Origin of the sequence: Pseudomonas sp. O230 (assembly GCF_045447035.1) — a bacterium.
GTDB lineage: Bacteria > Pseudomonadota > Gammaproteobacteria > Pseudomonadales > Pseudomonadaceae > Aquipseudomonas.
In genome coordinates this window covers 219527-241049 of sequence record NZ_JBJGXN010000005.1, presented here as the reverse complement: position 1 = coordinate 241049, position 21523 = coordinate 219527, and the positions used below count along the sequence as shown (strand labels likewise).

At 61.2% G+C, this 21523-nt stretch carries 20 protein-coding genes; 10 read left to right on the top strand and 10 right to left on the bottom strand.

Annotated elements, in window-relative coordinates:
* Positions 1–53: 53 nt before the first annotated feature.
* From ACI77H_RS12410 to ACI77H_RS12390, 5 genes are all read right to left on the bottom strand, one after another.
* Complete coding sequence (locus ACI77H_RS12410; protein ID WP_407012169.1) at positions 54–836, bottom strand: transporter substrate-binding domain-containing protein; 783 nt, start codon at positions 834–836, stop codon at positions 54–56.
* A 307-nt stretch (positions 837–1143) separates the two neighbouring features.
* Positions 1144–2832 carry an ATP-dependent DNA ligase gene (locus tag ACI77H_RS12405; protein WP_407012168.1) on the bottom strand — a complete coding sequence of 563 codons (1689 nt, stop codon included), beginning with the start codon at positions 2830–2832 and terminating at the stop codon, positions 1144–1146.
* A complete protein-coding gene (locus ACI77H_RS12400) occupies positions 2829–3863 on the bottom strand; it encodes a ligase-associated DNA damage response exonuclease (protein WP_407012167.1) in 1035 nt (344 codons plus the stop codon). Before ACI77H_RS12400 ends, ACI77H_RS12405 begins: the two co-directional genes overlap by 4 nt.
* Positions 3864–4018: 155 nt before the next feature.
* On the bottom strand, positions 4019–6469 hold the full coding sequence (locus ACI77H_RS12395; protein WP_407012166.1) for a penicillin acylase family protein: 2451 nt from the start codon (positions 6467–6469) through the stop codon (positions 4019–4021).
* A gap of 232 nt (positions 6470–6701) precedes the next feature.
* Positions 6702–7346 (bottom strand): glutathione binding-like protein, encoded by a 645-nt coding sequence (locus ACI77H_RS12390; protein ID WP_407012165.1) that lies wholly within the window; start codon positions 7344–7346, stop codon positions 6702–6704.
* A 146-nt stretch (positions 7347–7492) separates the two neighbouring features.
* Here ACI77H_RS12390 and ACI77H_RS12385 point away from each other — a divergent pair, with 146 nt between their 5' ends.
* Positions 7493–8050: a cysteine hydrolase family protein gene (locus tag ACI77H_RS12385; protein ID WP_407012164.1), complete on the top strand. Its 558-nt coding sequence runs from the start codon at positions 7493–7495 to the stop codon at positions 8048–8050.
* Between the two features lie 176 nt (positions 8051–8226).
* On the opposite strand, the gene ACI77H_RS12380 is transcribed toward ACI77H_RS12385, so the two are convergent.
* Genes ACI77H_RS12380 through ACI77H_RS12365 form a run of 4 tightly spaced genes read right to left on the bottom strand, consistent with a single transcriptional unit; the run spans position 8227 to position 9947 of the window.
* Positions 8227–8430 carry an SEC-C metal-binding domain-containing protein gene (locus tag ACI77H_RS12380; RefSeq protein WP_407012163.1) on the bottom strand — a complete coding sequence of 68 codons (204 nt, stop codon included), beginning with the start codon at positions 8428–8430 and terminating at the stop codon, positions 8227–8229.
* Complete coding sequence (locus tag ACI77H_RS12375; RefSeq protein ID WP_407012162.1) at positions 8427–8921, bottom strand: LEA type 2 family protein; 495 nt, start codon at positions 8919–8921, stop codon at positions 8427–8429. Before ACI77H_RS12375 ends, ACI77H_RS12380 begins: the two co-directional genes overlap by 4 nt.
* A 47-nt stretch (positions 8922–8968) precedes the next feature.
* Positions 8969–9445: a YchJ family protein gene (locus tag ACI77H_RS12370; RefSeq protein WP_407012161.1), complete on the bottom strand. Its 477-nt coding sequence runs from the start codon at positions 9443–9445 to the stop codon at positions 8969–8971.
* Between the two features lie 4 nt (positions 9446–9449).
* Positions 9450–9947, bottom strand: a complete 498-nt coding sequence (locus ACI77H_RS12365) for a DUF6231 family protein (protein WP_407012160.1) — start codon at positions 9945–9947, stop codon at positions 9450–9452.
* A 189-nt stretch (positions 9948–10136) separates the two neighbouring features.
* Here ACI77H_RS12365 and ACI77H_RS12360 point away from each other — a divergent pair, with 189 nt between their 5' ends.
* The 4 genes from ACI77H_RS12360 to ACI77H_RS12345 all read left to right on the top strand — a co-directional run bounded on the left by ACI77H_RS12360 (position 10137) and on the right by ACI77H_RS12345 (position 12811).
* On the top strand, positions 10137–10832 hold the full coding sequence (locus tag ACI77H_RS12360; RefSeq protein WP_407012159.1) for an OmpA family protein: 696 nt from the start codon (positions 10137–10139) through the stop codon (positions 10830–10832).
* A gap of 90 nt (positions 10833–10922) precedes the next feature.
* The gene (locus ACI77H_RS12355) at positions 10923–11633 is read left to right on the top strand and encodes an OmpA family protein (RefSeq protein WP_407012158.1); all 711 of its coding nucleotides are present in this window, start codon (positions 10923–10925) and stop codon (positions 11631–11633) included.
* A gap of 148 nt (positions 11634–11781) precedes the next feature.
* Positions 11782–12060, top strand: coding sequence for a DUF1145 domain-containing protein (locus ACI77H_RS12350; RefSeq protein WP_407012157.1), 279 nt, complete (start codon positions 11782–11784; stop codon positions 12058–12060).
* Entirely contained in the window at positions 12053–12811 is a 759-nt protein-coding gene (locus ACI77H_RS12345; protein ID WP_407012156.1) for a collagen-like protein, read from the top strand. Before ACI77H_RS12350 ends, ACI77H_RS12345 begins: the two co-directional genes overlap by 8 nt.
* Positions 12812–12930: 119 nt before the next feature.
* On the opposite strand, the gene ACI77H_RS12340 is transcribed toward ACI77H_RS12345, so the two are convergent.
* Positions 12931–13395 (bottom strand): CopD family protein, encoded by a 465-nt coding sequence (locus ACI77H_RS12340; protein WP_407012155.1) that lies wholly within the window; start codon positions 13393–13395, stop codon positions 12931–12933.
* A gap of 99 nt (positions 13396–13494) precedes the next feature.
* On the opposite strand from ACI77H_RS12340, the gene dinG reads away from it, so the two are divergent.
* The 5 genes from dinG to pdxH all read left to right on the top strand — a co-directional run bounded on the left by dinG (position 13495) and on the right by pdxH (position 21519).
* Complete coding sequence (gene dinG / locus ACI77H_RS12335; RefSeq protein ID WP_407012154.1) at positions 13495–15639, top strand: ATP-dependent DNA helicase DinG; 2145 nt, start codon at positions 13495–13497, stop codon at positions 15637–15639.
* Positions 15640–15734: 95 nt separating this feature from the next.
* Positions 15735–18245 (top strand): beta-agarase, encoded by a 2511-nt coding sequence (locus ACI77H_RS12330; RefSeq protein ID WP_407012153.1) that lies wholly within the window; start codon positions 15735–15737, stop codon positions 18243–18245.
* Positions 18246–18495: 250 nt separating this feature from the next.
* Positions 18496–19641, top strand: coding sequence for a serine hydrolase domain-containing protein (locus ACI77H_RS12325; protein WP_407012152.1), 1146 nt, complete (start codon positions 18496–18498; stop codon positions 19639–19641).
* A gap of 114 nt (positions 19642–19755) precedes the next feature.
* Positions 19756–20847, top strand: coding sequence for an OmpA family protein (locus tag ACI77H_RS12320; protein ID WP_407012151.1), 1092 nt, complete (start codon positions 19756–19758; stop codon positions 20845–20847).
* Between the two features lie 24 nt (positions 20848–20871).
* Positions 20872–21519, top strand: a complete 648-nt coding sequence (gene pdxH, locus ACI77H_RS12315) for a pyridoxamine 5'-phosphate oxidase (protein WP_407012150.1) — start codon at positions 20872–20874, stop codon at positions 21517–21519.
* The last annotated feature ends 4 nt before the right edge of the window (positions 21520–21523 follow it).

Sequence of the window (21523 nt, the reverse complement as noted above, 5' to 3'; positions counted from 1 at the left end):
TCAGCAACCTGATCGGATGAAAAAAGCGCCCATCGCGAGATGGGCGCCGGGCATTATTTGCCGCTGTACAGATTCAGATCGCCAAAGTGTTTCTTCTGAATGGTGGCGTAGGTGCCATCGTCGTGTAACGCTTTGATACCTTTATCCAAAAGTGCCTTGAGGTCTTTGTTACCTTTAGAGATACCGACAGCGGTTTTGGCTGGCAGCAATTCGCTGTCAACTGGCTTGCTGATTTCGAAACCCTCGCCTTGAGGCGACTTCAAAAAGCCCAGTTCGGCTTGCAGCATGTCCTGGATCGCGGCGTCGAGACGACCGGACTTCAGGTCCGAATACACTTGGTCCTGGTTCTGATAGGCCTGGGTTTTCACGCCGGCCTTGTCCAGTACGGCTTTGGCGTAGGCTTCCTGAATGGTGCCTTGCTCGTAGCCGACGGTCTTGCCCTTCAGGGACGCGGCGTCTTCGGTCAGGCCGGAACCTTTTTTGAACACGTATGCGGTTGGGCCGGAGAACAGCTCGCTGGAGAAGTCGATGACTTTTTCGCGGGCCGGGGTGACGGTCATCGAAGAGATCACACCGTCGAATTTGTTGGCCTTCAGGCCCGGAATCATGCCGTCGAAATCGCTTTCGACCCATTTGCACTTGACCTTCAGCTCGGCGCAGATGGCGTTGCCCAGATCGATATCAAAGCCCACCAGGCTACCGTCGGCCGCTTTCGACTCGAACGGTGCATAGGAAGGGTCAACGCCAAAACGCAGTTCTTTGTATTCCTTGGCCAGCGCGGAGCCGGCAGCCATGCACAACGCCAGTGCAGAAAGGGTCAGCAATGCTTTTTTCATTATTCAATCCCTAAGAACCAATATGAGCGCTTGTGGCGCAGAATTATTGTTACTGGAAAGCGTAAGACCTAATGAAAGTAGCAATTTCCGAACCAGAGTGCCGAACAAGCGTTTTAAAAGGTGATTCAGGAAATGGCTGGGCGGGATTTATGCACGGAAACGGGCGCCGGTAAATGGCTGCACCATTATTGAGCATGAACCTCTGCTTTTGTAGGAGCCGGCTTGCTGGCGATCGGTTCAACGCGCTGACCCAGAATGATCGAGTTATCGTTCATCGCCGGCAAGCCCGCTCCTGCAGGGGATCGAGTTAACCTAGTAAATTCTGCAAGGTTGCAAGATTGTCAGCCTCATCCACCGACTTATCCTGCCGCCACCGCAGCATCCGTGGAAACCGCACCGCAATCCCGCTCTTGTGCCGCTTGGACAAAGCAATCCCTTCAAACCCCAATTCAAACACCAGGCTCGGTTTGACACTGCTGACCGGGCCGAATTTCTCGACCGTGGTCTTGCGCACGATGCTGTCGACCTGGCGCATTTCTTCATCGGTGAGCCCCGAGTACGCCTTGGCGAACGGCACCAGCGTGCGTTCGCTGGCGTCGGGCGGGCCGTCCCACACGGCGAAGGTGTAATCGCTGTAGAGACTGGCCCGGCGACCATGGCCGCGTTGCGCGTAAATCAGCACCGCATCGATGCTGAACGGGTCGACTTTCCACTTCCACCAGACGCCTATGTCCTTGGTCCGACCGACGCCATACAGCGCGTCCCGAGCCTTGAGCATCATGCCTTCGACACCGAGGCTGCGGGAGGCTTCGCGTTGGCGGGCGAGGTCAAGCCAGTCTTCTCCGGTCAACACGGGCGAGGGCAGTAACACCGGGTTATTGCACTGTGCGATGACCTGTTCCAGTTGGTTGCGCCGCACCGCTTGAGGCTGGTTGCGCCAGTCTGCACCCTGCCATTCCAGCAAGTCGTAGGCGAGTACGACCACCGGCACTTCATCGAGGATTTTCTTGCCCAGGGTTTTACGGCCGATCCGCTGTTGCAGCAGGGCGAACGGTTGCACTGCGGGCGGCGTGGGTGCCCGTGGATCGAAGGCATCTTCGGTGTTCGGTTGGGCGGTTTTCCACGCAACGATTTCACCGTCGATCACCGTGCCGTCGGGCAGGCCGTGAACCAGGCTGTCGAGTTCGGGAAAACGCTCGGTGACCAATTCTTCGCCACGCGACCAGATCCACAGCCGTCCATCGCGCTTGACCACTTGGGCGCGGATGCCGTCCCACTTCCATTCCACCTGCCAGTTGCCGGGGGGGCCGAGCAGGGTTTCGAATTGCTCCACGGGTTGCGACAACGCGTGGGCGAGAAAAAACGGATACGGCTGACCGCCTCGTTGCGAGTGTTCATCGGCCGATTCGGCGGCGATCAGTTTCAGGTAACTGGCCGCGCTCGGGCGGTTGGACAGGTCGGTGTAACCCACCAGGCGCTGGGCCACGCGTTTGCTGTCGAGCTGCGCCATCGCTGCCAGGGCGCGGGTCACCAGTAACTTGGAGACACCGACGCGGAAACTGCCGGTGATCAGTTTGATGCAGAGCATCAGGCCCGGGCGGTCCAGTTGCGACCAGAGTCTGGGCAATTGTTCGGCGAGCACATGGGGAGATTCGCCGCGCAAGGGCAGCAGTTTGTCTTCGATCCACACCGCCAGTCCGTCGGTGGAGCTGTGCGGCGCTTCGGGCAGCACCAGCGAGATGGTTTCCGCCAGATCGCCGACCGCCTGATAACTCTCCTCGAACAACCACGGCGCCAGGCCGGAATACGCCACGGCGAGTTCACGCAAGATGCGCACCGGGACCAGTTGGCGAGGTCGTCCGCCGGACAAAAAGTACACCGCCCACGCGGCGTCTTCCGGTGCGGCCTGAGCGAAGTAATGTTGCATCGCCGCCAGTTTGGCGTTGCTGGAGGTCGTGGCATCGAGCTCGGCGTACAACTCGGCAAAGGCCTTCATGGCAGCACCTCGGCGCTTTCCGGTTCGGTGGCGGTGATGTCTTCTTCGTCGTCGCCGTACTCGGTGGTGAATCCCTGGGCATCGAGACCTTGCTCGCGCAAATGGCGCACCAGGACCGCGACCGAGCCATGGGTGACCAGCACGCGCTCGGCGCCAGTCTGCTCGATGGCCCAGAGCAGGCCCGGCCAGTCGGCATGGTCGGACAACACGAAGCCGCGGTCCACACCGCGTCGCCGCCGCGTGCCGCGCAAGCGCATCCAGCCACTGGCAAAACCGTCACTGTAGTCACCGAAACGGCGCATCCAGGTCGTACCGCCCGCCGAGGGCGGGGCCAGCACCAGTGCCTTGCGCATGATCGGGTCACTCTTTTTGACCTCGCCGGCGTAGAGAGTCGGCGGCAAATATACGCCGCTCTCGCGATACACCCGGTTCAGCGGTTCCACGGCACCATGCACCAGAATGGGGCCAAGGCTGGCGTCGATGCCATGGAGAATCCGCTGCGCCTTGCCGAAGGAATAGCAGAACAGCACGCTGGCCTTGTCTTCAGCGGCATTGGCTTGCCACCACTGATTGATCTCGGCAAACACCTGCGCCTGGGGTTGCCAGCGATAGATCGGCAGGCCGAAGGTCGATTCGGTGATGAAGGTGTGGCAGCGCACCGGTTCGAACGGCGCACAAGTGCCGTCGGCTTCGATTTTGTAATCCCCGGAGGCGACCCAGACTTCGCCGCCGTACTCCAGGCGCACCTGTGACGAGCCGAGCACATGGCCGGCGGGATGGAAACTCAGGGTGACGCCGTGGTGCAGCAACCGTTCGCCATAGGCCAGGGTTTGCAGATTGATGTCCTGACCCAGTCGCGCACGCAGGATGCCTTCACCGGGCGCGGCCGCCAGGTAATGCTGGTTGCCGCCACGGGCATGGTCGCCGTGGGCGTGGGTGATGACCGAACGCTCGACGGGCCGCCACGGGTCGATGTAGAAATCCCCGGCCGGGCAGTACAAACCTTCGGGACGCGCGATAACAAGATCCATGTTGTTACCAAAATGGAGGGACTTGTTAGCTATGAGGTTTGGGCGAGGTCAGAAGTTCTATCGAAACCTCATTGCGATGTGACGTCCCAATGTGGGAGCGGGCTTGCTCGCGAAAGTGAGCAAGCCCGCTCCCACATTTTTGACGGTGGTGGCCCTTATTTTCCGGGCGTCAGCGTCAACCGCTTGGTCCCGTACACCTTGTCGTAGTTCTGCGACTGCATCGGCAAACTCACGTATTGCCCCTTGAGCCACGGATCGACGCTGTCGAGGTAATTCCGGCTGGCCGGGTTGCCGGATTGGCCAGTGCCGATCTGGCCCATCAGCGGTTCGGCCTGGCCGAAATCGACGATGAAGCGCATGGCCGGTGCCAGCGTGGTGTTGAAGTCCTGGCCCCAGGCGAACGCCGCAGTGTTCAGCGTGGTGTGATCGCCGCCGGCCGCGAGCGGGCCGCGCACGGTCTGGCCACTGGCGTTCTTCCATTCATAGCGGTGCAGTTTGCCCCACTGCCAGGCTTTGTGATCGCCACCCAACTGGCTGTCGCCGGCGGTCATGGCGGCTGCAAGGCTGCGGGCGAGAATCGCCGGCTTATCCTCTTTCTGCGGCGTGCGCACGTCATCCCAGAACGGGCTGTCTTCGCGACCCAGCAGGTGATCGGCCTGCGCCGCGTAGGACAACTTACCGTTGGCGATAAAGGCTTTCCAAGCCGGGCTGCTTTCCGGGCCCAGTTCGTCGAGGAAGGTTTGCTTGGCGCTTTCCTGCAGGAACAACTCGTAAATCGCCGCATCGGCGGAGGTCGCGGCGAGTTTGCCGTCGAACGCCATCAGCCGGGTAAACGCTTCGCGCGCCTTGCCGCGATCAGCCACCGGCAGGGCTTCAATGGCCTGCTTGAGCGGCTGGGCCATGCCCGGCGCGGCAAACATCTTCTTCAATTTGGCGGCGAACGTGGTGGTCTGGTCGTATTGCATGGCGATCACACTGCGCGTGTCGTGTTTGCCCACGCCGGCCAATTCGGCCATGCGCTCGCCACGCTCCGGTGCCGACCAGGAATTGGACAGCTGCATGCCGTAACCGTGGGGGATGACCCGCTGGTTGGCGGTGCCGAGCCAGCCTTGCGCCGGGTCCTGATCGTACGGGTGCAGCATCGGGTCGGCGTAACCGTCCCAGTCGTAACGACCTTCCCAACCCGGCGATGGCAGCAGGCCTTCGCCTTCGCGGCGGTTCGGGTAACGACCGGTGACTTGCCAGCCAATATTGCTGGCGTCGGCGAAGACCAGGTTCAGCGTGATCGCACGGATTTCACGGCTGGCGTCCGAGGCTTTTTCCACGGTCTGCGCGCGAGACAGGTCAAAAAATGCGTCCAGCGATTTGTCATCGGTGAAGTTCGGTGTTTGCAACGCCAGACCCAAACCGTTGCCCAGTGCGGTGCCTTGGGCGCTGTTGAGCAGCGGCCCGTGGCGCGTTTCGTACACCGCTTCGCGGATCGGTCGCTGGCCTTTGACGAAATAGGTTTCGTTGCGAACGATAACCGGCTGCCATTTGCCGCCGACTTCGTAGGAAATTCCGTTGCCCTGGCGTTGGATTTTTTCCAGGAACAGGTCCTGGTTGTCGCCCATGACGGAGGTCATGCTCCACGCCACTTTGCCGTTGAAACCGCCCAGCACCATCGGCAAACCGGCGATGGTCACGCCGGACGCCTGGTATTTCGGCGCACGAATCTGCACGTAACTGAATAACGACGGCACGCCCAGCGGCCCATGGCTGTCGCTGGCCAACAGGCTTTTGCCGCTGCGGCTGCGTTGCGGGGCGATCGCCCAGTTGTTCGATGACGTGGCGCCCAGCAGATTCAGATCGGACAGTTGGTTGGTCGCTTTACTGATTTCGGCAAGACCCGCAATCGCCCCGTTGAGCTTGATGCCTTGAAGTTTTTCGGTTTCGGCCACCGGCAGCTTTTCGTCGGGGGCGGACGGTGTCAGCCACGCGAGTTTGTCGGTGGTGACCGATTGGGCGAGCACCAGTGAGGAAATCTCCTCGGGCAGGTTCGCCGATTGGCTGAAGTTCAGCAGGCAGAAAATCAGCGCCGAATCTTCCGGTTTCCAATATTCGGGCTTGTAGCCGGTGGCGGCGAGGTCGGCGGGCAACTTGTCGCGGTAGCGGAACAAGTAGGCGTTGACCCCGCGCGCATAGACTTCGAAGAAGCGTTTGAGGCGCGGCGAAGAGGCCTTGTACAACTCGCCGGCGCTTTTCTTCAGGTTGACGGCACGCATGTAGCGGTCGGCGTCCAGCAGGTCCGAACCGGACATCTCCGATAACCGCCCTTGGGCGAGCAGGCGCAGAGTGACCATTTGCGTGATGCGGTCGCTCGCGTGCACGTAACCGAGGGTGAACAGCGCATCGTGGAAACTGCTGCTTTCGATCAACGGTACGCCCATGGCGTTGCGGCGCACCGAAACGTTTTGCGCCAGACCTTTGAGCGGCTGCACGCCGATGGTTGGCGGGAGCGTGTCTTGGGCGCTCCAGGTCTGACAACCGGACAGGCTCAAAACACCGGCCACTGCTGCGGCAACGCCGAACCGGGGAAGAAAATGTGTAAGGGCTGGCGAGGCCATGGCAAAGCTCCTGCGGGGGGTAGCGTCAGTAAAGGCGCTACGTTAGAGAGCAGGAGGTGGCCGCGCAAGCGGGGGTTGGGGTTATTTCCGGATTTGTCTGCCGAACGAACAAACATCGCACCCTTTGCCACGTGAACACCGAACATCTGTAGGAGCTGGCTTGCCAGCGATGGCGTCCTTGAAATCGCCATCGCCGGCAAGCCAGCTCCTACAGAGGACTTGCGTCAACCGCTCAGGATTTAGGCGGGTTGACCTTCGCCGCCAGCGCATACGCCTTCACCGTCGCCGGCCGATTCTGAATGTGGTTGAACCAGCGCAGCACATTCGGGAAATCTTCGAGGTTCTGGCTCTGCCACTTGTGGGAAACGATCCACGGATAGATCGCCATGTCGGCAATGCTGTATTCGTTACCGGCGACAAACGCGTTGTTCGCCAGTTGTTTGTCGAGTACGCCATAAAGGCGCGCGGTCTCGTCGATGTAGCGTTTGATCGCGTAAGGGATTTTTTCCGGGGCGAACTGGCTGAAGTGATGATTTTGCCCGGCCATCGGCCCCAGGCCGCCCATCTGCCAGAACAACCATTGCAGCGCCTGCTGGCGACCGTGCAAGTCTTTGGGCAGGAACTGGCCGGTCTTTTCCGCCAGGTACAACAGGATCGCCCCGGATTCGAACAGCGACAGAGGTTCGCCGCCGTCGACGGGCTGATGGTCAACGATGGCCGGGATTCTGTTGTTCGGCGCGATTTTCAGAAAGTGCGGCTGGAACTGCTCGTTCTGGCTGATGTTGATCGGGTGCACGGTGTAGGGCAGGCCGGCTTCTTCCAGGAAAATCGAGATTTTGTGGCCATTGGGGGTCGTCCAGTAATACAGGTCGATCATGAAGTGCTCCACATCAAGAGGCATCGTGAGGTTCGGACAGCAACCGCGGGCATCAGGTCGTCCTGTTTGCGATCGAGGGCTTGCCTGTAGGAGGAGGTGATGCTCAAGTGAGTGAAATTCAATGACCTTGCGTGAGAAAAGTCGGCATGGAGCTCAAGACCAACGCGGCACTGATCATCATCGATCAACAAAAAGGCATTTTGGAACCAAGGCTTGGCCGGCGAAATAATCCTCAGGCCGAAGCGCGGATTGTGGATTTGCTGGGGCTCTGGCGTCGAACCGGGCGACCGGTCGTTCATGTGCAACACCTGTCCCGTTCACCGGCCTCGGTGTTCTGGCCGCAGCAATCGGGGGTGGAGTTTCAGGAGCGGTTCCAGCCATTGGCCGGCGAGCGACTGATTCAGAAACAGGTGCCGGATGCGTTCTGTGCAACGGCGCTGGAGGCGAAATTGCGCGAGGCGGGGATCGATCAGTTGGTCATCGTGGGCGTCGCGACCCACAACTCGGTGGAGTCCACGGCGCGTACGGCCGGTAATCTGGGGTTTGATACGTGGGTGGCGGAGGATGCGTGCTTCACCTTCGACAAGGCTGATTACTTTGGTAATGCCCGTTCTGCCGAAGACGTGCATGCCATGTCGCTGGGCAATCTGCAGGGGGAATATGCGACGGTCGTCAGCACGGTGCAGGTATTGAACGCAAACTGAAAAGCACGTGCGTTAACTGACAAATGGAGGGTGAACGTACGGCCGCCATCGCGGGCAAGCCCGCTCCCACAATTGATCCGCGTCAGGCACAGGTACTGTGTACAAAACGGACCCTGTGGGAGCGGGCTTGCCCGCGATAGCGATTCAACAGGCGAAGAATTTTTTCGCCCGAAGCATCAAGCGCCGTGGCACTTCTTGAATTTCTTGCCGTTGCCGCATGGGCAAGGGTCGTTGCGGCCGACGTCCTTCAGGGCGTTGCGCACCGGCTCCTGGTGAGCGTGGCCGCAGTTCGGGCCGTGGCCGTGGTCGTGATCATGGTGGTCGTGATGGTCATGATCGTGGTTGCAGTCAGGGCCATGGACGTGGGGTTGCTGAGTCATCGGGTGTGCTCCGGAATTAAATCGGCGGGGATTATCACGCCTTTACGTGCCAGGTGCACGTAATGCGCGATGAACACACCGGTTTCCAGCTCACCTTCCAGGCGATAGGGGATAGGTCGCTCGGGTTTTTTCAACAGTTTCACCAGATCCCGCACCTTCGGCCACAGGTTGGTGCGGATCGGCACTTTGAAATACGCGCTGCGCTTGGGGCTGACGGTAAACCAGTGTTCGTGCTCGCCTTCGGTCAGCAGCATGTCGCCCAGGTGAATCCGGTATTCGAGGCCGCGCACCGTCAGGTCGCTGTCGCGAGGGTTGTCGACGCGAAAGAACAACAGAAAGCGTTGCTCCATCAGTTTCGCCCGGACTACTTCGACCTTGACCAGATGCACTTGCGGTTCCGGCTCATCGTCGCTGAACCAGGACGCACAGCCGCCGAGCCCGAGACACAGGAGCAGGGTAAGTAGGAAAAGTGCGAGTCGCCGGGTAATCATGGTGGTGTTTCTCCCTTGACCCCCAGTCTAACCCTTCACTGATCACCTCAACTGGTGAAATACCCCGCACAACACTTCTTGAACTTCTGCCCGCTGGCACACGGGCAGGCGTCGTTGCGCCCGACCTTGAGTGGCACGGTGGGGTCGATGAAGTACCAGTGGCCGGTGTTCTGCACGAACGACGAGCGCTCGCGGTGGCTGTGTTCGCCACTGCCGTCGTGCCAGCGCGCGGTGAAGGTGACGAACGCGTGTTCCGGTTGACCGCCGAACACCTCGGCACTTTCCACTTCCAGGCCGAGCCAGGTGCTTTGCGCGCTCCAGTCGCTGATGGACTGACGATCAAGGCCGTCCTGCTGTGCGGGCAGGGTGGTCGTAACCAGGTAATCGATCAGGCCCAACACGTAAGCGCTGTAGCGCGAACGCATCAACGCTTCGGCACAAGGCGCCGGATGCCCGGCATGGTAATGACCGCAGCAGGCGTCGAGCAGGGTGCCGCTGCCGCAAGGGCAAATGGATGTAATCATTGCGTTACCACCAGTATTTCCCGAAGTTTTCCGGATTGGCCCAGAACCGTGAGTTGAGCCAGTCGGGGACTTGTTTGTAGTCAAGCAGATCGTAGGTGAACAGAGTCAGTACTTGCTCCTCGCGCTGGAAACGTTCGCTGGCTTGCAGGGCCAGGGAGAAAAAATCCGTTTCCTGCCAGCCACTGGCCGGCAAATCCGCCAGCACCGCAATGCGACTGGCATTGAGATTGCGGATACCGCCGAGCAAATTCAGGCCATCGCGCTTGGGCAAGTGTTCGAGGCAGTCGACCACCAGCGCCAGATCAAAGCGGCGCGCTGCCAGTTCGGCCGGCAACGGGCCGGGCGCGGCGTGGGCGACGCAACTGTCCGGGTGCGCCAGTCTGAACGCTTCCAGCGCCGGGAATTCGCTCGCGCCGATCAGCAACAGGCGCGGCGGGGCATAACGATCCAGCAAAGCGGCCAGCGCCTGCTGGGGCGTGCGCGAAGAAATACCTGCAATCATCGAAAATCCTCAATCAGAGCGCCAAGACTAGCCTGCCCGAAGGTCCAGACATAGAGCGCCATAGCGCCAAAAGTCTCGATCAGCCGCGAACACGGGACAAAACGGCAGTGGCCTAATGCTGGCGGAGATTAAAACTCGGGTCTTTACTCCCTGAATCGGTTCTAAGCCGATCCCTCAGGAGAAAACTAGATGAGCATAGTTCGGACAGCATTACCCTTGGTTCTGCTAACCAGTGTGTTGACTGGTTGCGCAGGTTTGCAGAAAACCGACTGGCCGACCTGTGCGGCAGTCGGTGGTGTAGTCGGTGCAGGCCTCGGCGCGACCGAGAGTTCGGCATGGGCGGGGTATGGCGCTTTGGCAGTCGGCGGTTTGGCCGCAGCCTATTGCTGGGTGCATGGTGATGGCGACGAAGACGGCGATGGCGTGCGGGACAGTCGCGACAAGTGCCCGGGTACACCTAAAGGCGTGCAGGTCGATGCCGATGGCTGCCCTCCACCAGTCCCTGCGCCAGTGGTTGAGCAGGCGGTTGTGGTCAAGGAAGAAACCATCGTCATCCGCGATGTTCACTTCCAGTTCGACAAAGCCACACTCACCGCTTCTGACAAAGATGTACTCAACAAAATCGCCACGCGCCTGAAACAGGAATCTTCCACCGCTCAGTTGACCGTGTCCGGTCACACCGACAGCGTGGGCAGTGATGCCTACAACCAGAAACTGTCGGATCGCCGCGCTCACTCGGTCGTGGACTACCTGGTCCAAAGTGGTGTGCCACGCAGCAGCTTCGTGTCTGTGACGGGTGCCGGTGAAAGCCAGCCGGTGGCCGATAACAAAACCGCCGACGGCCGTGCGCTGAACCGTCGCACGGAAATCAAAATCAACCGCTGATCCCCTCATGCTCCGCGGCTTGTGCAGTCGCGGATGCGGGTCTTTACTCCTGTGTAACCGGCATCGGCCGGTAACACAGGAGCTTTCACCATGAGCGTTCTCACAAGGACCGTCTTGCCGGTTCTGCTGCTGGGCAGCCTGTTGACCGGTTGCGCTACTCACAGCGATGGCACCGCCCCCCTCAATCAACGCACCTGGCCAATCTGCAGCGTCATCGGCGGCCTGGTCGGTGGAGGCCTGGGCGCTATCGAAAGTAGCGGTTGGGCGGCCGGCGGAGCGGCGCTTGGTATCTTGACCGGTGGCTTGATCTGTTACGCCCAGGATGGCGACGAAGACGAAGATGGGGTCTTCGATCGACGTGATCGCTGCCCGGATACACCGGCCAATACCCCGGTCGAACATCATGGTTGTCCACTGCCGCAGTACCCGGCCAGCGTGAAACCAGCCGAATCCGAAGTCATCACCCTGAGCGATGCAGGCGACGTGTTGTTTGCGTTCAACCAGTCCGACCTGACGCCCTCGGCGCAAAGTCAGCTCGATTCGTTCATGCCCAAATTGCAAAGCGCCGATGTGGTCAGCATCAAAGTGATCGGCCATACCGACAGCGTGGGTTCCGACGCCTATAACCAGGCACTCTCGGAACGACGCGCCAGCAGTGTGGCGGCCTACTTGCTGGGCATGGGCCTGGCGCCGAACAAACTCACCAGCGAAGGCCGGGGCGAAGGCCAGCCCTTGGCCGATAACGAAACAGAAGAAGGCCGCGCGAAAAACCGTCGCGTGGAGTTGCACATCAACCGCTGAGCCGCGTGATAGAGCCGTCGGCCAATGATTGCAGTGGCACCGACGGCCATTCGGCGGTCTTCATGAAGAATTTTCCGTTGCCCTCTGGCTTATCCCGCGTGGAAGCCGTTACTGTGCGCCCAAAGAATAATTCTCAACGGGGGAGCGTATGAAGGTGTTTTGGGGGCTGGGGAAGCTGTTGACCCTGCTGTTCTGGCTGGTGGTGCTGGTCAATCTGATGACGCCGTTTGTCCATCCGCTGCACCTGCTGGTCAATCTGGCCGGCGGTCTGTTGGGGTGCCTTCATCTGCTTGAGGCGGTGTTCTGTTTCCGCAGTCTCAGAGGTCGCGCCCACCCGTGGCGTGATCGCTTGAAAGTTCTCTTTTTCGGTGTTTTCCACCTGCAAACCATTCCGGCTCCTGCCGTACCGAAGGCTTCCCATGCGTAAACTCTGTCTGCTCGCCGCACTCGTCAGCCCATTCGCCTGTGCCCAAGTGGTCAGCGTTGAAACCAACTCGCTGATGCGCTTGCCCAATACCGCCAGCACCTTGCAGCTGGAACGCCTGGAAGTGGCCGATTACGGCACGTTGCTGATTCCCTCGAACGTGACCGAGGTCACCGTCGGCGAATTGCACCTGGGGCGTGAAGCGCGGATTGCCATCGTGCCCGGCGAAACAGCGCTGGAATTGAAGGTCAGCCGTGCCCAATTGTCCGAAGGCAGTCAGATCACCGCTCGCGGCGCGCCGGGTACCTACCTCAAGGCGGCCCGCTCGGGACGCAACCTGAATGTGCAGATCAAGGCACTGAACGCACCGCAGTTGTTGGTCGACGCACGCGGTGGTGCAGGCGCTCCGGGGTTTGTCGGCCTCGATGGCGCCAACGGCCAGGCGCCGGGTTGCACCTGGGGCCAGGCTGGTCGCGGGGCCGATGGCAGCAATGGCAGCGACGGTCAGCCGGGTGCGCCGGGGGCGCTGGTCAGGCTGGAAGTGCCGCGTGACTATCCGGCAGAGCAGATCAAGGTTCAGGTCGCTGGCGGCGCGGGTGGTTTGGCCGGTCCTGGCGGTAAACCGGGGGCGGGCGGCAAGGCCAAGGGTTGCTTCGTCTACAAGGCCGATGGCGGCAAGAGCGGCAAACCTGGGGTTGACGGCCAGCCGGGGCCTGCGGGTGCGGCGGGGGCGGTGACGGTTCAGCGGTTGTAAGTCGTTTCGGAAAATTTCGTCGTCTGATCGATTGCCATCGCGAGCCGGCTCGCGCCCACAGGGATCACACCAGTCTCTGTGGAAGCGAGCCGGCTCCGGGCGGCGTTCCGACGATGCTTTTAAAACATCGGCCGCGCTGAGGCGATCGCCACCAACCCCAACCCCACTATCAGATTAATTCCCACCAATTTGCGAATCTTCCCCAGCACCGCAGCCCCCGTCGGCCAATCCTGTGCCGTCACCGCCGTGCGCAATTGCGGCAACAGCAACGCCTGAATCCGGATAAACAGCGCGGTCATCACCACGTACAACCCCATCATCACCTGCACGTAACGCGGTGCGGTTTCAAAACCGGCGTATTGCAGATGAATCATGCCGACGCCGCTGATCGGCAACAGCACGACCGCGACCCAGACCCAGCGGAAAAAACCTTGAAACACCGCGACCCACAGCTTCAACCGAGCCGGGCCTTCCAGCGCCTTCATCGCGGCGGGGCGCAGGACCATCCAGGCGAAAAACATGCCGCCGACCCACACGAGGGCGGACAGGACATGCAGGGTGTAAACGATGCCAAAAGGTGTCATTGGGGTACTCCGTTCTGCGCGGGATTAATTAGCGGGGTATGATAGCGGCCGAACCGAACCACTGAAAATTTATCCAGCGTTTTTTGCGCCCGACAATCCATGATCAGCACCGAACTCAAAACCACGATCCAGGGCGCCTACTCGCGTTTTCTCGAAGCCAAGAGCCTCAAACCGCGCTACGGCCAACGCCTGATGATCGCCGAAATCGCCAAAGTCCTCGGTGATATTGACACCGACGACGAAGGCCGGCGCAGTGGCGACCCCGCGATTGTCGCGGTGGAAGCCGGCACCGGTACCGGCAAGACCGTGGCCTACAGCCTGGCGGCGATCCCGACCGCGAAGGCCGCCGGCAAACGCCTGGTGATCGCCACGGCTACTATCGCCCTGCAAGAGCAGATCGTCTTCAAGGATTTGCCCGACCTGATGCGCAACAGCGGGCTGAATTTCAGCTTCGCCCTGGCCAAGGGCCGTGGGCGCTACATGTGCCTGTCCAAGCTCGACATGTTGCTCCAGGAAGGTCACGCACAAACCGCCACGGCGCAATTGTTCGAAGAAGAAGGCTTCAAGATCGAGGTCGATGAAGCCAGTCAAAAGCTGTTCACCAGCATGATCGAGAAGCTCGCCGGCAATAAATGGGACGGCGACCGCGACAGTTGGTCAACTGCCCTGGAAGACGCCGACTGGGCGCGCCTGACCACCGATCACAGCCAGTGCACCAACCGCCATTGCCCCAACTTCGGCCAGTGCGCCTTCTACAAGGCCCGCGAAGGCATGGGCAAGGTCGACGTGATCGTCACCAACCACGACATGGTCCTCGCGGATCTGGCATTGGGCGGCGGTGCGGTTCTGCCGGACCCGCGCGACACCATCTACGTGTTCGACGAAGGTCACCACCTGCCGGATAAAGCCATCGGCCACTTCGCCCACTACACGCGCCTGCGTTCCACCGCCGACTGGCTGGAAACCACTGCCAAGAACCTCACCAAATTGCTCGCCCAGCACCCGCTGCCGGGCGATCTGGGCAAGTTGATCGAGCAGGTGCCGGAGCTGGCCCGTGAGATCAAGACCCAGCAACAGTTCATGTTCACTGCCTGCGAACAGGTCGCCGATTTCAAACCCGGCGAAGACGTCGAAGGTCGTGAGCGGCCGCGTCACCGTTTCGTCGGCGGGGTGATTCCCGAGCACATGCGCGAAATGGGCGTCGAACTTAAGAAAGGTTTTGCCCGCCTCACCGACCTGTTCACCCGGCTCACCGAGTTGCTCAAGGACGGCATGGACGGCGAGGTCAACATCGGCATCGCCAGCAACCAGGCGGAAGAGTGGTATCCGCTGTTTGGCAGCCTGTTGTCGCGCTCTTCGGGCAACTGGGAATTGTGGGTTGCCTTCACCGCCGAAGACCCGGAAGACAACCCGCCCATGGCCCGCTGGCTGACCCTGGCCGAAAGCGGCTCGCTGTTCGACATCGAGGTCAACGCCAGCCCGATCCTCGCGGCAGAAATGCTCCGTCGTAACTTGTGGAACGTCGCGTATGGCGCGCTGGTGACCTCGGCGACCCTGACCGCACTCGGCACCTTCGACCGCTTCCGCATGCGTGCCGGTCTGCCGAAAAAAGCCGTGACCGCCGTGGTCCCGAGCCCGTTCCATCACGCCGACGCCGGTGTGCTGCGAGTGCCGGACCTGAAAGCCGACCCGCGTGATGCGCCGGCGCACACCGCCGCAATCATCCGGGACCTGCCGCAACTGGTCGAAGGTTCGCGCGGTACGCTAGTGCTGTTCTCCTCGCGCAAACAGATGCAGGACGTGTTCGACGGCCTCGACCGCGACTGGCGCAAACAAGTGTTCATTCAAGGCAACCTGTCAAAACAGGAAACCCTGAACAAGCACAAGGCGCGCGTCGATGGCGGCGATTCCAGCGTGCTGTTCGGCCTGGCGAGTTTTGCTGAAGGGGTCGACTTGCCTGGCGCGTACTGCGAGCACGTGGTGATCGCGAAGATTCCGTTCTCGGTGCCGGATGATCCGGTCGAAGCGGCACTCGCCGAGTGGATCGAGGCGCGGGGCGGCAATCCGTTCATGGAAATCTCCGTGCCGGACGCTTCGCTGAAACTGGTCCAGGCCTGTGGGCGCTTGCTGCGGACCGAAGAAGACCGCGGCACCATTACCTTGCTCGACCGGCGCCTGGTCACCCAGCGTTATGGCAAAGCCATCCTCAATGCGCTGCCGCCATTCCGTCGAGAAATTTCCTGATACATCGGTGGGCAAATTTGCCCGCCGTGTTGTCTATCTCTCTGCCATCGCTTTTCCATTGGCCCATTGAGGTCGTTAGGGAGAATTTCGTTCTCATGATCCGCCGTTCGTTGGCTGCTGTTTTTGCCTTGTTGTTCACAACGCCCTTGCTCGCTGCTCCCGCAGCCCAGCAGACGTTGTTCAACTTTGTGCGCCCCGCCGACGTGGTTCAGGTGGCGACTCAGGACGCCAGCCTGCCGCAATCCAATGCCGAGCAAACAGCCGAGGGCGAAGTGCTGCGTCGGGTGACGTTCAACCCGGTGGCCCAGCCAAACCTGCGCCTGACTCCGCAAACCGGTGCCTGGGACTGGTCGCAGTCCGGCGTGATGAGCCTGCGTATTCAAAGTGCGATGAACTGGGCCGTGACCCTCTACGTGAAGATCCAGAGCAACGATGGCAAGACGCTGGTCAGTCGCGTCGACCTGCCGGCCGGTCCTGCGCAAACGCTGCTGGTGCCGTTGGTCGCCACTTCGCCGCTGAGCCTGGGCATGAAGGCCGGTCCGCCGATGCCGATGACCGTCGACGGTCAACGCATCCTGTTGGCCAGCAGTGCCGGTGAGCTGGATCGCAGCCAGGTAGTGTCGGTGACCTTGTCGATGGATCAGCCGAAAGTCGCACAAAGCATCCTGCTGGAACGCTTTGGCGTGCAAGACAGCGAGGCCATGACCCAAGCCGTTTACGGCGGGCTGGTGGACGCTTTCGGACAATCGACCCGGACCAAATGGCCGGAGAAGGTCAGCAGCGACGAACAACTGAAAAGCGCGGCGGCCAAGGATCAGCAACAAACCAAAACCTGGCTGGCCGAGCGCGAGAAGGCGTCGCTGGACAAGTTCGGTGGCTGGAACAAAGGCCCGGCGTTCAAGGCCAGCGGCTTTTTCCGCACCGAGAAGCGTGACGGTCGCTGGTATCTGGTGACGCCGGAAGGGCATCCGTTTTATTCGCTCGGGGTCAACACCGTCACCCCTGACGTCAACCAGACCTATATTGCTGGTCGCGAATGGATGTTCGAATCGTTGCCAAAACCCGAAGAACCGCTGGCCAGTCACTTCGGCGAAGGTGACAACCGTGGCGGTAATGGCGTCGATCAGGGCCGTGGCTACAACGCCGGGCGCTGGTACGATTTCTATGGCGCGAACCTGCAGCGGCTGTATGGCGCCCCTTGCACACTCGGCAGCGACACCAAGGCTGGAGTCGCCGAAGCGGCCAAGGCCGACGCGGTGGAAGCGACGGTCGAGAAGGCTGCCGAGCAACCCGTCGTGCCTTCCACGGCCGACGCCGGGGTTGCCGAAGCCGCCAAGGCCGGCGCAGAGCAAGCAACGGTCGCGAAAGCGGTCGAGCAGAAACCGGCTGAGCCCTGCACCGCCGTGGTCGATGAGCAACGCTGGGCCAGCCACACCCTGGATCGCCTGCAAGCCTGGGGTTTCAACACCGTCGGCAACTGGAGCGCCCCGGCACTGGCCAACGCTGATCGCGTGCCCTACACCTTGCCGCTGTCGATCGTCGGCGATTACGCCAGTATCAGCACCGGCACCGACTGGTGGGGCGGTATGCCTGACCCGTTCGACCCGCGTTTCGCCATGGCCACCGAACGCGCCGTGGCCATCGCCGCCCGCGATCATCGTGACGATCCGTGGCTGATCGGTTATTTCGCCGACAACGAACTGGCCTGGGCCGGTCCCGGTGACGACCCGAAAGCCCGCTACGCGCTGGCTTACGGCACCTTGAAAATGACCACCGACGTCCCGGCAAAACGCGCGTTCCTCAAGCAACTGCGCGACAAGTACCGCAATCAGGCTGGCCTGTCCAAAGCCTGGGGCATCGACTTGCCGGCCTGGGAATTGATGGAAGACCCGGGCTTCGTACCGCCGCTGCCGAGCGCCGAGCACCCGGAAATCGAAGCCGACTTCAAATACTTCCAGAAAGTCTTCGCTGACACGTACTTCAAAACCATTTCCGACTCGCTCAAGTGGCACGCGCCGAATCAGCTGTTGCTGGGCGGCCGTTTTGCCATCAGCACCCCGGAAGCGGTCGAGTCGTGCGCGCAGTTTTGCGACGTGCTGAGCTTCAACATGTACACCCTGCAACCGCAGGACGGTTACGACTTCGCCAAACTGCGCAGTCTGGACAAGCCGGTGCTGATTACCGAATTCAACTTCGGCTCGGCGGATCGCGGCCCGTTCTGGGGCGGCGTGACGCAATTGGCGAAGGAAGAAGACCGTGGTCCGGCTTACGCCAACTTCCTGAAACAGGCACTGAGCGAACCGTCGATTGTCGGCGTGCACTGGTTCCAGTACATCGACCAACCGGTGACGGGGCGTTTGCTGGACGGTGAAAACGGCCACTTTGGTCTGGTGGGTATTACCGATCTGCCGTTCCAGGGCTTTGTCGACAGTGTGCGCAAGAGCAACCTGGCGGCCGTTGATCAGTTAGGTAAAGAGGCCGAGAAGGCCAAGGCTGCGGCAGACAAAGCCAGTCACGATGCCGAGGGTGGGAGAAAAGCTGAAGCCGGCAAAGGCCCGGGGAAGGGCACCGGGCAGGCGGGTGGGCACTCCGGGAATGGCCATTAAGACCTGAGACCGCGTTATCGATCATCGCTGGCAAGCCAGCTCCCACAAGGATTGAAGTTGCCGCAAAAATCGGCGGACAACCGGAACCTGTGGGAGCTGGCTTGCCAGCGATGGCGGCCTGACAGACACCAGAAAATTCTGATCATATCCATGGGCAAACCGACCGCCCGGCCCAACCCTGTTCCCAAAACCATCAATGGCTGGAACAATGCCGGCCACTTTGTAGAACGTTTGTCCAAGGGAGTAGCGGGTGCAGATTCAAGGTCATTACGAGCTCAGGTTCGAAGCGGTGCGCGAAGCCTTCGCGGCGTTGTTCGACGATCCTCAGGAGCGTGGCGCAGCGCTGTGCATCCAGATCGGCGGCGAAACCGTCGTTGATCTCTGGTCCGGCACCGCCGACAAGGACGGCCTTGAGGCCTGGCACAGCGACACCATCGCCAACCTGTTTTCCTGCACCAAGACCTTCACCGCCGTCACTGCCCTGCAACTGGTCGCCGAAGGCAAGCTGCAACTGGATGCACCGGTGGCCCGCTACTGGCCTGAATTCGCCGCCGCCGGCAAGGAATCCGTCACCCTGCGTCAACTGCTCTGCCATCAGGCCGGCCTGCCGGCGTTGCGTGAGTTGCTGGCCCCGGAAGCGCTTTACGACTGGCAAACCATGGTCGATGCACTGGCCGCCGAATCGCCTTGGTGGACGCCGGGCACCGCTCACGGTTATGCCGCGATCACCTATGGCTGGCTGGTCGGCGAGTTACTGCGCCGTGCCGACGGACGTGGGCCGGGCGAGTCCATCGTGGCCCGGGTCGCCAAACCGTTGGGCCTGGACTTTCACGTCGGTCTGGCGGATGAAGAATTCCATCGCGTGGCGCACATCGCCCGTGGCAAGGGCAACGTCGGCGATGCTGCCGCCCAGCGCCTGCTGCAAGTGACCATGCGCGAACCGACGGCCATGACCACGCGGGCCTTCACCAACCCGCCGTCGGTCCTGACCAGCACCAATAAACCCGAGTGGCGGCGCATGCAGCAGCCGGCGGCCAATGGCCACGGCAATGCCCGCAGCCTGGCCGGGTTCTACGCCGGACTGCTCGACGGCAGCCTGCTGGAAAGCGAGCTGCTCGACGAGCTGACCCGCGAACATAGCTTCGGCGAAGACAAGACTTTATTGACCCAGACCCGTTTCGGCCTGGGTTGCATGCTCGATCAACCGGACGTCCCTAACGCGACCTACGGCCTCGGCCCACGTGCGTTCGGCCATCCGGGCGCTGGCGGCTCCATCGGTTTTGCTGACCCGGAACACGATGTTGCGTTCGGTTTTGTGACAAATACACTGGGGCCTTACGTCTTGATGGACCCACGCGCGCAAAAGCTCGCACGGGTACTGGCCACTTGTCTGTAAAACGCGCTTACGGGTTCCAGGGCCGGAACCCGAAGGCCTTTATGTTTTCCAAGCGTCTGTTTATCCGGGTCATGCCGGCCTGATTTTTTATGACTTCATTTTTGTGGATATCCAATGTCATTCAATAAAACCACCCTCGCTTTGGCCCTGTGTGTCGCAGTTACCGGTTGTGCGCAGACTCCACAAAATGATTCGGATGGCAGCAGCTGGTGGCCGTTTGGCTCCTCTGACAAAGTCGCGGCGAAAGAGCCGGCACCGGCGCCGGCCCCTGTGAAACCGGTCGCTGCGGCCCCGGTCGCCAAGGCTGAAAGCTCCAACCCTTGGTACTGGCCGTTCGGTTCCGAGGAGGTTCTGGACAAGAAGCCAGAGGTAAAACCTGAAGCCAAACCGGTCGAAGTGGCCAAGGCTGAAGCCGAGGCTGGCGGCAAATGGTGGTGGCCGTTCGGCGGCAAGGAGCAGAGCACGGCCAAAGTCGTGCCGATGCCGGACCCTAAAGTCACTCAGGCCTGGCTCGACGATTACGAACCGCGCCTGCGCACCGCGATCAAGGACAGCAACCTGCAACTCGAGCGCCGTGAAAACGTGCTGGTGGTCACTGCGCCGGTAGAAGGTTCGTTCAACCCTGATCGTCCGGCCATGTTGCTGCCGGTGACCCTCGGTCCGTTCACTCGCGTGGCGAAAATCCTCGAGGTCGATCCGAAGACTGCCGTGCTGGTATTGGGTCACAGCGATACCTCGGGCGCCGCACCGGCTAACGTGAAGCTGAGCCAGGAACGCGCACAAGCGGTGGCAGCGATTTTCCGCCTCAGCGGTCTGCAACGCGATCGCCTGATGCTGCGCGGCATGGGCGGTGAAGCCCCGCGTGCGGCCAACGACAGCGTTGAAGGCCGTGCCTTGAACCGTCGCGTCGAATTGCTGGTGACTCCGCAAAACACTATGGTTGCGCTGTTGAGCAAGTACAACATGCCAGCCCCGGCACCGGTGAGACTGGTCGCTGCCCAGGACGTCAAGCCAGTGGCCACGCCGGTGACCCCGGCACCGGCCGCGAAGAAAGCCGCAGTGCCTGCCGCGAAAAAGGCGCCGGCCAAGAAAGCGGCCGCCAAGAAGGCACCAGCCAAAACCGCGACGCCGGCCAAGAAGGCCGCGCCGGCCAAAGCCGCAACAGCTGACAAGAAAGTCGCTGCCGCCGATGCTGTGAAAAAGTGATTCGTTAACCAAAAGGAATGCGCCATGACCCAGGGCCTGGCTGATATGCGTCGCGACTACACCCGAGACGGCCTTACCGAGGCACAAGCCCCGGCCGAGCCGTTCGCGCTGTTCCATCAGTGGTTCGCCGATGCGGTGAAAACCGAGCAGGCGCCGGTGGAAGCCAACGCCATGACCCTGGCCACCGTCGACAAGGACGGTCGGCCGCATTGCCGCATTCTGCTGTTAAAGGGCCTGGACGCGCAGGGCTTCACGTTTTTCACTAACTACGACAGCGCCAAGGGCCAGCATCTGGCCGCGAACCCGTTCGCGGCCATGACCTTTTTCTGGCCGGCTCTGGAACGGCAGGTGCGCATCGAAGGTCGGGTGGTGAAGGTCACGCCTGAAGAGTCCGATGCCTATTTTCAGGTCCGGCCGTTGGGCAGTCGCCTCGGCGCCTGGGCTTCACCGCAAAGCCGCGTGATCGCCGATCGCGCCGAACTGGAAGCGCTGCTCAAAAACACCGAGCAACGTTTCAGCGATACACAGCCTCATTGCCCCGAGCACTGGGGCGGTTATCGTCTGCTACCTGAGCGCATCGAATTCTGGCAGGGCCGTTCGAGCCGTCTGCACGATCGCCTCAACTACCGTTTGCAGGGCCCCGACTGGATTCTTGAACGTCTGGCACCCTAAGCAG

What these genes read in the sequence shown, in the direction of transcription:
- ACI77H_RS12360 (WP_407012159.1), top strand. Translation starts at nt 10,137, where the DNA reads ATGAGCATAGTTCGGACAGCATTACCCTTGGTTCTGCTAACCAGTGTG.
- ACI77H_RS12330 (WP_407012153.1), top strand. Translation starts at nt 15,735, where the DNA reads ATGATCCGCCGTTCGTTGGCTGCTGTTTTTGCCTTGTTGTTCACAACG.
- dinG (WP_407012154.1), top strand. Translation starts at nt 13,495, where the DNA reads ATGATCAGCACCGAACTCAAAACCACGATCCAGGGCGCCTACTCGCGT.
- ACI77H_RS12375 (WP_407012162.1), bottom strand. Translation starts at nt 8,921, where the DNA reads ATGATTACCCGGCGACTCGCACTTTTCCTACTTACCCTGCTCCTGTGT.
- ACI77H_RS12365 (WP_407012160.1), bottom strand. Translation starts at nt 9,947, where the DNA reads ATGATTGCAGGTATTTCTTCGCGCACGCCCCAGCAGGCGCTGGCCGCT.
- ACI77H_RS12380 (WP_407012163.1), bottom strand. Translation starts at nt 8,430, where the DNA reads ATGACTCAGCAACCCCACGTCCATGGCCCTGACTGCAACCACGATCAT.
- ACI77H_RS12355 (WP_407012158.1), top strand. Translation starts at nt 10,923, where the DNA reads ATGAGCGTTCTCACAAGGACCGTCTTGCCGGTTCTGCTGCTGGGCAGC.
- ACI77H_RS12340 (WP_407012155.1), bottom strand. Translation starts at nt 13,395, where the DNA reads ATGACACCTTTTGGCATCGTTTACACCCTGCATGTCCTGTCCGCCCTC.
- ACI77H_RS12410 (WP_407012169.1), bottom strand. Translation starts at nt 836, where the DNA reads ATGAAAAAAGCATTGCTGACCCTTTCTGCACTGGCGTTGTGCATGGCT.
- ACI77H_RS12395 (WP_407012166.1), bottom strand. Translation starts at nt 6,469, where the DNA reads ATGGCCTCGCCAGCCCTTACACATTTTCTTCCCCGGTTCGGCGTTGCC.
- ACI77H_RS12320 (WP_407012151.1), top strand. Translation starts at nt 19,756, where the DNA reads ATGTCATTCAATAAAACCACCCTCGCTTTGGCCCTGTGTGTCGCAGTT.
- ACI77H_RS12390 (WP_407012165.1), bottom strand. Translation starts at nt 7,346, where the DNA reads ATGATCGACCTGTATTACTGGACGACCCCCAATGGCCACAAAATCTCG.
- ACI77H_RS12400 (WP_407012167.1), bottom strand. Translation starts at nt 3,863, where the DNA reads ATGGATCTTGTTATCGCGCGTCCCGAAGGTTTGTACTGCCCGGCCGGG.
- pdxH (WP_407012150.1), top strand. Translation starts at nt 20,872, where the DNA reads ATGACCCAGGGCCTGGCTGATATGCGTCGCGACTACACCCGAGACGGC.
- ACI77H_RS12405 (WP_407012168.1), bottom strand. Translation starts at nt 2,832, where the DNA reads ATGAAGGCCTTTGCCGAGTTGTACGCCGAGCTCGATGCCACGACCTCC.
- ACI77H_RS12370 (WP_407012161.1), bottom strand. Translation starts at nt 9,445, where the DNA reads ATGATTACATCCATTTGCCCTTGCGGCAGCGGCACCCTGCTCGACGCC.
- ACI77H_RS12385 (WP_407012164.1), top strand. Translation starts at nt 7,493, where the DNA reads ATGGAGCTCAAGACCAACGCGGCACTGATCATCATCGATCAACAAAAA.
- ACI77H_RS12345 (WP_407012156.1), top strand. Translation starts at nt 12,053, where the DNA reads ATGCGTAAACTCTGTCTGCTCGCCGCACTCGTCAGCCCATTCGCCTGT.
- ACI77H_RS12350 (WP_407012157.1), top strand. Translation starts at nt 11,782, where the DNA reads ATGAAGGTGTTTTGGGGGCTGGGGAAGCTGTTGACCCTGCTGTTCTGG.